This window comes from Clostridium acetobutylicum ATCC 824 (assembly GCF_000008765.1).
In the GTDB taxonomy this organism is placed as follows: Bacteria; Bacillota; Clostridia; order Clostridiales; family Clostridiaceae; genus Clostridium_S; species Clostridium_S acetobutylicum.
The window spans coordinates 1,983,960-1,997,621 of the sequence record NC_003030.1; the positions used below are offsets into that span (position 1 = coordinate 1,983,960).

A 13,662-nucleotide genomic window follows, 5' to 3' on the forward strand; every position below is an offset into this window, starting at 1 on the left:
TTTTTTTACATTATTAATTTAGAAAGAGCTATAAGTACTCCAAGTTTAGCATGATCAAAAGTAAGACCGCCTTGAAGATATCCTATGTACGGTTCTCTTATAGGTGCATCTGCAGACAATTCTATAGAGGCTCCTTGTACAAATGTACCAGCTGCCATTATAACCTTATCTTCGTAGCCTGGCATATCCCAAGCTTCACATTGCACAAAAGAATCTACTGGAGATGCTGTTTGAATTCCTTTTATGAAATCGATAAGCTTCTTCTCGTCATTGAATTTAATAGCCTGTATAATATCTGTCCTTTTATCATTATATTTAGGAAGAACATCAAAACCTGCGAGCTCCATTATTCTAGCGCAAAAAACCGCACCCTTAACTGCCTCAATTGTAACATGTGGAGCCATAAAAAGTCCTTCATATAAACTTCTCATTACTCCGAAAGTAGAGCCGCACTCTCCTCCTATTCCAGGAACTGTAACCCTAAAGGTAGCTTGAGTTACATACTCTTCCTTTCCTGCTATGTAGCCCCCTGTTGTGGCTATTCCGCCTCCGATATTTTTAATTAATGAACCTGCAATTATATCAGCACCAACATCTGTAGGTTCTTTTTCTTCAACAAACTCACCGTAACAGTTATCAACAAATACTATTACATTTTCATTAACTTCTCTTATTGATTTAATTATTTCAGCGATTTCAGCTATTCTTAGAGACTTTCTCCATCCGTATCCTGTAGAACGCTGAATATGAATTAACTTTATACTGTCATCCTTTTTAAGTTCTTCTTTAACAGTATTTATATCAACCTTACCATCTTTTAAATCAACCATTTTGTATTTAACACCATATTCTCTAAGCGATCCTACTTTTTTACTATCATCCATTCCAATTATGTCATGAAGAGTATCATAAGGCATCCCGCAAATAGACATCATAGTATCATTGGGACGTAAATTTCCAAATAAGGCTGCACCTATTGCATGTGTTCCATTAACGAAATGTGGCCTTACAAATGCACTTTCTGTATTAAATATATTTGCATATACCCTATCAAGTGAATCTCTTCCTATATCATTATATCCGTAGCCACTTGAATTAGTAAAATGAGATTCACTTATTCTTTCTTCTTGAAAAGCCTTAAGCACCTTTAACTGATTATACTCTCTAATTTCATCATAGTACTTAAATTCCTTTTCAACATCATTTAATGCTCTTTCATATAACTCTAATACTCTTTCATTTATATTATACTTATTCATAAGTGATCTTTTAGTAAATTCTAGCATAAATCTTGTAATCCTCCTGAGTTTATTTAATTACACACTCAAAAAAGAGGCAATAAAAAAACTTGCCTACTTTTCTTATAATTTATTCTTCATCCTGCTGAGGCTGGTTAAATAGTATCGGTCTTAAAGGAGTTATGGTGGATACAGCATGTTTATATATCATCATCTGTTTTCCATCACTTTCAAGTATTACCGTAAAACTATCAAATCCCTTAACACTACCTCTCATCTGAAATCCATTTGTCAAATGAATTGCAACAGGTATCTTATTCTTTCTCGCACTATTTAAAAATATATCCTGCAAATTATTTGTTGACTTGTTATTCATGATACTCACCCTCCGTTTATTTTACATAGTTAATATTCTATAAAAAACTTTAAAATCCTTTTAAATTTCTTCTATAGAAGATAGAATTTTAAAAACTATATCATCATCATTTTTATATATGTCCTTATTTATCCATACCGCTCTTTCATCTTTTCTAAACCAAGTAAGCTGTCTTTTTGCATAGTGTCTACTGCCCTTTTTAATAAGTTCTACAGCTTCTTCCAAAGTAATGCAGCCTTCAAGATAAGAAAGAATTTCCTTATACCCTATTCCCTTCATGGATTGCATATTTGAATTATAGCCCATATCCCTTAATTTTATAACTTCATCAACAAGACCATTTCTTAACATTATGTCTACTCTCAAATTTATTCTTTCATATAACTTTTGCCTATCCATATTTAATATAAAATAATGTATGTTATATGGTATATCGTACAAATCTACATTACTATTTAGCTCACTTATAGTTTTTCCAGTTATTTTATAAACTTCAAGAGCTCTTATTACCCTTTTTAAATCGTTAGGATATAGTTTTTTATACGAATCTATATCTATATTTTTGAGCTTTTCATGAAGATACTCTTTTCCCTTATCCTTAGCAATAGCTTGAAGAGATTCTCTGTAGGCTTCATCCTTATAAGCCCCAGTGAAATCATAATTACAGATTAGAGAATTTATATATAATCCTGTACCTCCAACTATAATAGGATATTTTTTTCTGGAAGTTATATCATCTATTGCATTTTGCGCCATCTTTTTAAAGCTTGCAACGCTAAATTCTTCTGAAGGATCTACCACATCTATTAAATGATGTTTTATTCCCTTCATTTCTTCTTTTGTTACTTTTGCTGATCCTATATCCATGTACTTGTATATTTGCATTGAATCGGCAGATATTATTTCTCCATTCATCTTTTGTGCTATTTTTATGGATATATCTGTTTTCCCCACAGCTGTAGGTCCTGCTATAATAAGTATATCTTTCATACTAAATTCATCCTCGATTGACTTTATTGAATTCTCTTAAACTTCTTTTCAAAATCAGTTACAGTTAATCTTACAATTGTTGGCCGCCCATGAGGGCAGTTAAACGGGTCTTCAGCAAATCTTAAATCCTGTATTAGAGTTTTCATTTCATCATGTGTAAGCTCATGATATGCTTTCACAGCTGATTTACAAGCTGCTGTTGCAATGCTTCTGTATTTTACCTCTGACGTTTCTCCACTTCCCATGTTCTTTAGATTATCTATTATTTCTAAAAATAAATCCTTAACAAGTGGCTTACCTAAAAACAAAGGAACCTCTTTAATAGCAACAGTATTATCACCAAAATACTCAATAACAAATCCAGCATTTTTAAATACTTCTTTATTTTCGTCATAATAAATAAAATCTTCAGGGAGTAATTCCACTACAGAAGGTGTAATTAAAATTTGAGAGGACACACCTTTATTTTTTATATCTTCCCTATATTTCTCAAATAATATCTTCTCATGAGCTGCATGTTGGTCTATTATATATAATTCCTCAAAGCTTTCCGCTAAAATATAAGTATTATTGAATTGACCTATGACCCTAAGCTCAGGAAATTTTGCTTTCTTATTAGTAATTATATCATAGGTTTCTTTTTCTTGGGAAGTTTCTTTTATTATATCCTTCTCTCTAAAATCGTCAAAACTTCTATCCTTATTTTCTTTTGTACTGTTATCATAATTTTCAATAGGACGTTTTAAATCTATTGGAATTTGTACAGGTACCGGAAATGAGTCTTTTTTTATATAACCATCTATTTTATCATCATGTTTAATCTCATTTTTTGTAATAACGTCTTCCTTAATATCAAACAATTTATCTTCTTCTTCTTTTAGAGCTTCAACCTTGAAAGATTCCTTTAAGCTGTTTCTAATGCCTTCATGTACGGTATCAAAAATAATTTTAAATATATCCCTTTCATTTTGAAATTTAACTTCTGATTTTGTAGGATGTACATTTACATCTACAAATTCGGGAAATATATCTAAAAATATTATAAAAAAAGGAAACTTATTTATCATCATAAACGATTTAACAGCGTTTTCAACTGCTGCAGTTATGAGTTTATTCTTTATATATCGTTTATTTATAAATATACTTTGATTATTTCTGCTTCCACGACTTATTTCTGCATTTCCCACATATCCATGAACAGATACTAAATCTGTATGACGTTCAAAGCTTATGACATTATCACATATCTTTTTACCATATATAGCTCTTATGGTGTCTATTAAATTATCAGTAGCATATGTTGTGATAACCCTTTTACCGTTATTAATTAATCTAAAGGATATTTCACTATGAGCTAAAGCTAATCGATTTACAATATCAGAAATAGAAGATGCTTCTTTAGCTGTAGATTTTAAAAATTTTTCTCTTGCTGGAACATTGTAAAACAAATCACGTACTTCTATATGTGTTCCTATGTTAGTTCCACAGTCCTTAATGTAATCAACACTTCCACCACTTATTGATATTTCTCTTCCAAATTCGTTCTCTTTAGTTCTTGACTTTAATGTAGTCTTTGACACGGAAGCAATACTTGGTAGAGCCTCCCCCCTAAATCCCAAGGTATTTATAGAATATATATCCTGAAGCTTTGATATCTTACTTGTTGCATGAGGCATAAAAGCTTTTTCTATATCATCCTTATCTATACCATAGCCATCATCCAACACCTTAATAAGAGTTCTTCCGCCATTTTCTATTTCAATATTGATAGTTTTAGCGCCTGCATCAATACTATTCTCAACTAATTCCTTAACTACAGAAAATGGTCTCTCTACCACTTCTCCTGCGGCAATTTTATTAGAAGTATCTTCACTCAAAATATTTATTCTCAAAATCTCACCTTCTTATTCTTAAAGTTTTTTGGCACGCTTTATAAATTCATACAGTTTATTCATACATTCTATCGGATTCATATCCATTATCTCAGTATCTTTAAGTTCCTTTAAAATAGATTCTCTTTCAAGGTAATTAAAATCAATCTGATATGAATCTTTTTTTGGTTCTTCTTTAACTATATTTGTTTTTTTGTCTTCAGTATTTTCTGCTGTCTTAGGCTTAGCTTCTTCTAAATCCTTAAGTATTTCCCTTGCACGCACTAAGACTTCTTCAGGAAGACCTGCTATTTTAGCAACTTCTATACCATAAGATTCATCTGCACCTTTTGAAATTATTTTCCTTAAGAAGATTATATCATCATTCACCTTTTTTACAGCAATAGAATAATTCTTAAGTCCTTCTATTTCTCCTTCAAGCTTAGTAAGTTCATGATAATGGGTTGCAAAGAGTGTCTTACATTTTAAATTTTCACTTTTACATATGTACTCTATAACTGACCAAGCTATACTAAGACCATCATAAGTACTTGTTCCTCGCCCTACTTCATCTAAAAGTATTAAGCTATTTTTAGTTGCATTTTTAAGTATGTGAGATACTTCCCACATTTCAACCATAAATGTACTTTTACCTGCATTCAAATCATCTGATGCACCTATTCTTGTAAAAATCTTATCACATATAGATATTTCAGCTGCACTTGCCGGTACAAAGCACCCTATTTGAGCCATGAGAACTATAAGGCCAACTTGGCGCATATAGGTTGACTTTCCAGCCATATTAGGACCTGTTATAAGCATCATTACATTATCAGAATTATTTATCACAGTATCATTAGCTACAAAATTTCCACTAGCTATAACTTTTTCTACAACAGGATGTCTTCCTTCCTTTATAACTAATGTTCCATCCCTTTTTATTACAGGTTTACAATAATTATTTTCCCTAGCTACATCAGCAAAAGAGCAGATACAATCAAGCTCTGATAGAATTTTAGCGCTTCCCTTTATTCTATCTATTTCTTTTTCTATTCTTTCTCTTATTTCACAAAAAACATTATATTCTAAAAGGACTAGCTTCTCTTCAGCTCCAAGAATCTTTTCTTCCATTTCCTTAAGCTCTGGCGTTATATACCTTTCACTATTAGTAAGTGTTTGCTTTCTTATGTATCTGCCTTCCGGAACCAAATTCAAATTAGATTTAGTAATCTCTATATAATATCCAAATACTTTATTGTAACTTACTTTAAGAGATTTTATTCCCGTAACCTCTCTTTCAGTGTTTTCAAGTGAAGCTATCCACTGCTTTCCATGAGATTTAGCAAGTCTTAATTCATCTATATCCTTATTATATCCTTCTTTTATTATATTTCCTTCTTTTATAGATAAGGAGGGGTTGTCATTTATCGATTCATATAACAATTTATAAATATCACCTAAATCATCAAGTGCATTTTCCATATTAACTAGAAGCTCTGAATTAAAGTTTTTAATAAGCTTTTTTATAGCTGGCAATTTTTCAATAGAACCTCTTAAAGATATCATTTCTTTTGCATTAACGCTTTTACTTGATATTTTTCCTGCCAATCTTTCTATATCATATACCTGTTTTAACAATTCCTTTAAATCTTCATTATATGATACATTAGTTAACATTTCTTCAACAGCATCAAGTCTTAAATTTATTTTTTCATCATCTATCAAAGGTCTTTCTATCCATTTTCTAATTTGTCGTCCACCCATAGCCGTACTTGTTTTATCAAGGACCCAAAGCAAAGATCCCTTCTTGCTCTTATCTTTAAGCGTCTCCGTAAGCTCTAAATTTCTTCTTGAATTTATATCTATACTTAAAAAGTCCACTATTTCATATTTTTGAAGTTCATCTATATGAGTTAATGCAGTCTTTTGAGTATCTATTATATATTTTATAAGACCATTAGCACAACTTTTTAATCCTTCTGTCATATTAACTTCGGCATAATTAGAAAATTGAGCTTTTAAATTTTCATTTCTATGCTCTTTAAAATATTCGTTACTAAATCTGTTATAAACAACATCAAATCTTTCTCTTATTTTATCTACTAGTTTATCATCTAAATTCTCCTGAAGAACCAATTCTTTTGGTGAAAATTTTGATATTTCATTCAGTATGATTTCGAAATCTAATTCTGTCTCTGTTAAGTTAAATTCTCCGGTTGATATATCAGCAAAACACATAGCTGAAACTTTGTCATGTATAAACAAGCTCATTATATAGTTATTCTTTGTATCCTCAAGAAAAGAGGAATCTGTATATGTTCCAGGTGTAAGTACCTTTATAACATCTCGTTTTACAATTCCTTTTGCCAAAGAAGGATCTTCTAGCTGTTCCGCTACTGCAACCTTATATCCTTTTGAAACAAGTTTGCTAGCGTAAATAGCATATGCATGATGAGGAACTCCGCACATAGGAGCCCTCTTTTCAAGTCCACAATCCTTACCTGTAAGAACTAATTCCAGTTCTCTAGATGCGACTTCTGCATCCTCAAAAAACATCTCATAAAAATCGCCTACCCTAAAGAACAAAATACAATCTTTATGATTTTCCTTAATAGATAAATACTGTTGCATCATAGGAGATATGCTCATCTTTAATCATCCCTCAATCTTATAGTAAATTTAAACTTCTTCGCCAACTAAAGAAAAAGCTTGGGCCTTTGTTATTTTTACATTTATAAGTTTTCCTATAGAACTCTCCAGCCCTTCAAAATTAACAAGCTTTCCTGTCCTTGTTCTTCCCATCAATTTACTACCATCATTCTTGCTTTTTCCTTCAACAAGAATCTCTACAATTTTTCCTTCATATTCTTTGTTCTTTTTTTCGCTTATTAGGTTAACAGCCTCAAGAAGTTTGTTAAATCTTTTGTGCTTAACCTCATCTGGAATTTGATTTTCGTATTTAGCAGCAGGAGTACCCTCTCTTATAGAATATAAAAATGTAAATGCTGAATCGTACTCTACCTCTTTTACAAGACTTAGTGTATCTTCAAAATCTTCTTCTGTTTCTCCTGGGAACCCTACTATAATATCTGTAGTTATAGCTACATTTTTAATCCCACTCTTTATTTTATTTACAAGATTTATATAATCTTCTCTTGTATAATTTCTGTTCATTTTATTGAGTATAGTAGTTGATCCTGATTGAACTGGAAGATGAATATGTTCACACACCTTATCACAATCAGCTATGGCCGCTATGACATCATCAGTTAAATCCTTAGGATGAGATGTCATAAATCTTATTCTTAAAAGTCCTTCTATATTATTAAGTCTTCTTAAGAGTAATGCAAAATTCATTTCTTCATCTAAACTCTTTCCATAGGAGTTAACATTTTGGCCCAAAAGAGTAATTTCTTTATAGCCCTTTTTAACAAGTTCTTTTATTTCATTTTCTATGTCTTCAGGTTTCCTACTTCTTTCTCTTCCCCTTACATATGGAACTATACAGTAAGTACAGAAATTATTGCATCCATACATAATGGTTACAAATGCCTTCATATCATAGCTTCTATATATAGGCATACCTTCTACGATGCCTTCTTCTTTATCCCATATTTCAACTACTGAAGTCCTTTCATTTTCAACCTTCTTTAAATATTGAGGAAACATCTGAGTATTGTGAGTTCCCATAACTATATCCACAAAAGGAAATCTTTTCTTTATATGCTCTGCCATATCCCTTTGCTGCATCATGCATCCACACACAGTTATTATAAGATTAGGCTTTTTATCCTTTAGCTTTTTAAGAGTACCTAAATTGCCATATACCTTAAGCTCTGCATTTTCTCTAACACAGCATGTATTAAATATTATAAGATCTGCATCCTCTCTATTGTCTGTTGCTTCATATTTCATTTCCTTAAGCATTCCTGCGAGCTTTTCAGAATCTTCTGCGTTCATCTGGCAGCCCCATGTTTCTATAAAAAATAGTTTATTTTTATCCATAATTTCCTCCTGATTTAAGCTTACGTATATTATTTGTAATTATAAAATGTCAGTTAAATATTATATCATACATTTATCAATAAAATCAAAATATATAAAATTTAATTTAAGTTTTTGAATAATTAATCATAAAAATGAAAATAATAATACTGAAATAAACTAAAGGGGGTTTTTTATATGTATGATGCTAAATTGTTAGAAAACAATGATAAACAAGCTGAAAAAGACTTGATTAGATGCAACTGCATATGTGATATAGGTTACTTCAACAATCACAGGAATATTAAATTAGTTAATACAACATCATATCATGTACCAACTGAAGGAATAGTTAATTTTAAATAATAAAACCTTTATAAAGCTTTATAAACCCTTAATACACTTATAGGGTTTACAAATAAGTTGCATTTTACTTGTAAACCCTACATTTTTAATAAATTTATTATTATTTATTCCCATCCTTTTCAAGCCTAAGATATTCAATTTCCTTTACAAACCCCATACTTGTATATAAATTTATAGCTGGAACATTGTTCATATCAACCTTAATATATACAACTTTGCATCCTCTATTCTTAAGTATATTCAATATATAACTTAAAAAATATCTACCATATCCATTTCCTCTATATTGTTCAACTATACCAAAATTCACTATTGTTATATTATTATGTTCAAAGATAAATTGACCGTATCCTATTTTAATCTCATCCTTGCTTATAAAAAAAGCTCCATCATCTACATAATACTCTTGTGCTTCATCGTAGTATATATCATCAATAGAAAGAGGAATCCGTCCTTCAGCATCAAAAACTTTATTTTGAATATAACACCGTATATTTTCATCACGCGACTTTTGAAATTTTTCAATAGTTATTCCTTCTGGTTTATTAACTAAATCAAGCTTATCTAATTTCCTTTCAAGTTCCATATTCCCCTTAACCACGTTAAATCCTAGGTTTTTCATCACGAAATAATTGTATTCGTTTTTTTCACACTTATATAAAAATTTATATTCTGTATTAAAAAATTTTGTTAATGTTCTACAAATGTCTTTCTTGAATCCATATTTCTTTTCAATATACATGGACTTTATCTCCACAGTATCCCTATTTTTCTTTTCTAGCCAAGTATATCCTACATATTCTCTATCAAACTTCAAAATGTTAACATTCTTTCTTATAAAAAATTTTCTTATCATGGATGTCTTATTATAAACATCAAAAAAATCTTTATTTAAAACATTAAAACCCTTTCTTTTTTTATTAAATTGTATAAATAAACTTAAATTTTTATCATTTAATTTTTCACAAGTAAACATAATACCCTCTTATTATATTTATTATTAATTAAAGTATAGAATTTATAAATTTTTATGTCAATTAAAATTTGTAAATTCTTTAATATCATCTAAATAACTAATATACTCTTCAATAAAACTTTGTTCACATTTATTATTTAAAACAATTTTATTGAGCTTATTTATATATTTATTTTCCGACCAATTCTTATGCCTTACATACCTTTTTTTGCCTAACTTCCAAAACTTATGAGGAAAAGCTATTAATGCCAGCATTACTTCCATTTCATCTTTGCTTAATTTATTCACCGAATTATATGCTTGTATTATTTGCTTTGCTTTTTCAAAATTCCACATATACTCTTTTTTAGTCATTAACGTTCTTATCATTTTGCATAAATCTGTTATAGGTAAATCAATAATTATACTGTTTAAATGTATTATATAGTAGTCCTTTTTGCCTTTAATTATATTCTGATAGTAAAAGCTGTTATGACATACAGTTTTTTTGTTATTAGAACCTTTTATAATTTTAAAATAAGAAGACTCATTAAGTATTTTTATAGAAAAAAGTCCCCTATTATAATAGCTTTCTATAAGATCTTCATACATAAAATCAAACTTATTCTTTATTCTTTTATTTTGTATTATGCTTTTAAAGCTTTCCATATCACGAAGGCACTTTGCAAAAATCTCAACCCAATTCTTCGAATTATTATTTTTAAGTTTAATTTTATGAAAATTTATGTTTTGAGTTGCTAAGTGAAATTTTGCCAAAAGCTTTGAAGCATTTATTGCTTCATTTATATCATTTAAATTACATTCCTCACCATCAACCCATTCTGTAAGATAGAATGCAAGGTTCTTGTAAAAGACTATTAGTTTACCATCTTTAGTTGAAATGTAATCAGCTATATTGTTAAAATTATTTTTTTTAAGTTCCCTAACTAAATAATTCCCATTTTCTACTTTTTTAAACTCATGGCTTACCTTCTTTAAACAAACCGTTGAGTTTTCTGTTTTAATCTTATATATGCTTCTTATTTTCTTTATATCAACTAATTTCATTTCATATCTATTTAGAATTTTTCTTATCATTTTTAACTCTTTATCTTTTATTCCTACAATTGAATCCTCAGTTTCACTCATAATATCTCCTCCCAAAATATGTACATAATAAAATATATTATACTCAAATAAAATTTATCACCTAGAAAATCTCTTATTCGTATAACAGCAAAAAAAATCGAAATGGTATCGCCCTTTCGATTCAAATAAAAAACTATGCTATTTTATTTACATGTCATCTATTTTTTAGATCCTCTAAAGTTTTCATAAGTTTTTCCGGCATAGGAAGCCCTAATTTACTGCAGTTTTCTAAAATATTTATGCCTTCATTTGCTACGTAAAAATAACATGTAAATGTTCTAAAAAACCATGTTCCTTTGTTAACAAGTCTATCCATTAGAACAGATACTATAATAACCACTAATACAGATACTATTTTTGCAATACCCATGTAACTTTTTTTGAAATCCAAACTCTTTTCTACGGCTGCATTTACTATATCCCCTAAATAATCTATTACCATAAAAAATATTAGAACCATTAAAGGGGTATCCCACTGACCAAACATGTAGCTGGACATATCTTGCATGCACGCAACTATAACACCTAACATTCCTTTCACCTCCTATTTACTTACAAGGTATTACTTCTTATTTAATGTATGGTTACTATATCTGCAATTCTATTATACCTAATAGCGCAAATAAGCGCAAACGAAACACATGTGTTTTATAGTGATATAGTGAGAATAAGTTTAATATACTCATTTTTTCAAGATTTTTGAATTAATATTATTTTGAATAGGATGCGCAAATGTGCTATTATGTGCATAGATGAAAGGGGTATAGCAACAATGGAGTTAATGGAGTTACTAAAAAATGATCGAATTAACAAGGGAATGACACAAGAAGAGTATGCTAGAATATTAAATATAACTAGAGGAACTTTATCTCACCTTGAAAAAGGAAGATCACCGAGTGCAGAAACAGCAAAAAAAATTTCTAACTATTTCAATAGACCTATTTCAGAACTTATAGGACATAAAAAAATAAAAAAGCTTTCAGAACTAGAAACAACGAATATGCTTATAAATTCTTTGATTAAAAAAAAGGAAATTACAAAAGAACAAATAAGCGATGAGGCCAAAAAACTCATATGGGCGTCTTTAGAATTGGAAATAAAATTAAAACTTGAGATGAAAGAGAGGATTTAGTTCTCTCTTTTCTTTTTTTCACTAGAGTCTTTCTTACCTTTTGTTAATGAATCTTGGATTTTCAATAATTCTAATATAATCTGGTCAATTTCGTTCATATGTAACACTCCCAATACACTTAAAATTCTTCAACAAATAAAATTCAATATTTTCAGAGCACATATGTGTGAAATTAAATGTTTATAGCATAAAACTATAACAAAAACAGACGCTAGAAAGAAATAAAACGATAGTGCGGATGTAATTCACTTTAGAATATAGTTTATAATCAGAATGTGCTTTTTTATTATTGCAATTGAACTTTTTTCTATCCATACCATTATTATACATCTAGGACGTTAATTTTCAATAGTGTAATTTTTAAGTTTTAATTAATTTGCTAAAAGAACGTCTCTGAAAACTATTACATTATTATAATATTACAAGAGGAACACTCTCTATTCCTAAAGTTTCTAACTAATTTATATAAAAAGCTTAAATAATTATATTTTTATTATTATAACAAATGTTAAAACATGAATTTACAAGATTGTATGCAAATTAAGATATACTTATTTGTTACTTATACCGATGAAACTTATCTAGTTATATTATAATTTTTGCAACTATCATACAAACAGTTTTCAGTAATGGTGCACTTTTACACTTATTTATAAAAAAATCCAAAAACATCTTAAATCCACTTAGAGATGTGTTTATAATAATTGTACATCTTTACAAATAAAATGTAAATATTGTTTTTTACATTTTTTAAAACGAGTACTCCTTTCTTTGTAAATACATAAAAAAAAAGAATATCAGAACTAAATTCTAGTAAGATATTCTTTAAAAAAATTATTTGTTTCCATTTGAAGTTAAAGAATATTTACGCAGTATAAATATCTCAACTCTTCTATTTCTAGCTCTGCCTTGCTCAGTACTATTAGTTTCCTCTGGTGAATATTCTCCGTATGCTTGTATTGAAAATCTCTTTTCATCAACACCACCACTAGTAACCATAAATTTCATTACATTTAAAGCTCTAGAAGCACTTAATTCCCAATTCGAATGAAATGTTTCTGTTGCTATAGGTATATTATCTGTATGACCCGTAACTTTAATATTGTTATCTAGACTATGTATCATTTTAGAAATCTCTATGAGCATAGGCTGAATATTTGCTAACACAGTAGAGTCTCCAGACCTAAACAGGATAATATCTTGTATAGAAATTGCCAATCCTTCTTCAGTTATCTTTGATTTTATCTTATCAGTATATCCATTTTCAGCAACTTTTTGATCTATATTTTTCTTTATCTCATTCATCATATCTTGTTCTATTTTACTATTATTAGATTCTGATTGAGCATTACTTGGTGTAGACTCTTTCATTGAAGAGACTACACCATTTCCAGTACCACTTTCAACCAAAACACCTTTACCGCTAGAAAAGATAGCACTAAATTCTTGGCTCATTTTCTGCAGTTTTTTATTATCAACCTTACTCATAGCAAACATAACTATAAAAAGAGCTAGCAAAAGCGTCAACATATCTGCATATGGAATTAACCAAGTCTCATCAACATGTTCTTCATGATGTTCTTTCTTCTTCTTACTCATGG

At 29.3% G+C, this 13,662-nt stretch carries 12 protein-coding genes; 2 read left to right on the plus strand and 10 right to left on the minus strand.

The features are described from left to right. Positions 1-5: 5 nt before the first annotated feature. From CA_RS09505 to miaB, 6 genes are all read right to left on the minus strand, one after another. Positions 6-1,286, minus strand: a complete 1,281-nt coding sequence (locus tag CA_RS09505; protein ID WP_010965138.1) for a methionine gamma-lyase family protein — start codon at positions 1,284-1,286, stop codon at positions 6-8. 82 nt (positions 1,287-1,368) lie between these two features. Then, the gene (gene hfq, locus CA_RS09510) at positions 1,369-1,614 is read right to left on the minus strand and encodes an RNA chaperone Hfq (RefSeq protein WP_010965139.1); all 246 of its coding nucleotides are present in this window, start codon (positions 1,612-1,614) and stop codon (positions 1,369-1,371) included. A 60-nt stretch (positions 1,615-1,674) separates the two neighbouring features. Beyond that, entirely contained in the window at positions 1,675-2,604 is a 930-nt protein-coding gene (gene miaA, locus CA_RS09515) for a tRNA (adenosine(37)-N6)-dimethylallyltransferase MiaA (protein WP_010965140.1), read from the minus strand. Positions 2,605-2,627: 23 nt separating this feature from the next. Continuing rightward, positions 2,628-4,496 carry a DNA mismatch repair endonuclease MutL gene (gene mutL / locus CA_RS09520; RefSeq protein ID WP_010965141.1) on the minus strand — a complete coding sequence of 623 codons (1,869 nt, stop codon included), beginning with the start codon at positions 4,494-4,496 and terminating at the stop codon, positions 2,628-2,630. Positions 4,497-4,514: 18 nt separating this feature from the next. Further along, positions 4,515-7,124, minus strand: a complete 2,610-nt coding sequence (gene mutS, locus CA_RS09525; protein ID WP_010965142.1) for a DNA mismatch repair protein MutS — start codon at positions 7,122-7,124, stop codon at positions 4,515-4,517. A gap of 30 nt (positions 7,125-7,154) precedes the next feature. Next, positions 7,155-8,480: a tRNA (N6-isopentenyl adenosine(37)-C2)-methylthiotransferase MiaB gene (miaB, locus tag CA_RS09530; RefSeq protein ID WP_010965143.1), complete on the minus strand. Its 1,326-nt coding sequence runs from the start codon at positions 8,478-8,480 to the stop codon at positions 7,155-7,157. Positions 8,481-8,657: 177 nt separating this feature from the next. Between miaB and CA_RS09535 the strand changes: the two genes are divergently transcribed. Then, positions 8,658-8,825 carry a hypothetical protein gene (locus CA_RS09535; RefSeq protein ID WP_010965144.1) on the plus strand — a complete coding sequence of 56 codons (168 nt, stop codon included), beginning with the start codon at positions 8,658-8,660 and terminating at the stop codon, positions 8,823-8,825. A 100-nt stretch (positions 8,826-8,925) separates the two neighbouring features. Here the strand turns inward: CA_RS09535 and CA_RS09540 are convergent, their stop codons facing one another. From CA_RS09540 to CA_RS09550, 3 genes are all read right to left on the minus strand, one after another. Next, the gene (locus tag CA_RS09540; RefSeq protein WP_010965145.1) at positions 8,926-9,801 is read right to left on the minus strand and encodes a GNAT family N-acetyltransferase; all 876 of its coding nucleotides are present in this window, start codon (positions 9,799-9,801) and stop codon (positions 8,926-8,928) included. 57 nt (positions 9,802-9,858) lie between these two features. Beyond that, on the minus strand, positions 9,859-10,929 hold the full coding sequence (locus tag CA_RS09545; protein ID WP_010965146.1) for a CotS family spore coat protein: 1,071 nt from the start codon (positions 10,927-10,929) through the stop codon (positions 9,859-9,861). A gap of 154 nt (positions 10,930-11,083) precedes the next feature. Then, positions 11,084-11,461 carry a phage holin family protein gene (locus tag CA_RS09550; RefSeq protein ID WP_010965147.1) on the minus strand — a complete coding sequence of 126 codons (378 nt, stop codon included), beginning with the start codon at positions 11,459-11,461 and terminating at the stop codon, positions 11,084-11,086. Between the two features lie 240 nt (positions 11,462-11,701). On the opposite strand from CA_RS09550, the gene CA_RS09555 reads away from it, so the two are divergent. Beyond that, entirely contained in the window at positions 11,702-12,061 is a 360-nt protein-coding gene (locus CA_RS09555) for a helix-turn-helix domain-containing protein (RefSeq protein WP_010965148.1), read from the plus strand. Positions 12,062-12,895: 834 nt separating this feature from the next. On the opposite strand, the gene CA_RS09565 is transcribed toward CA_RS09555, so the two are convergent. After that, positions 12,896-13,660 (minus strand): OmpA/MotB family protein, encoded by a 765-nt coding sequence (locus CA_RS09565; protein ID WP_010965150.1) that lies wholly within the window; start codon positions 13,658-13,660, stop codon positions 12,896-12,898. Positions 13,661-13,662: the final 2 nt, after the last annotated feature.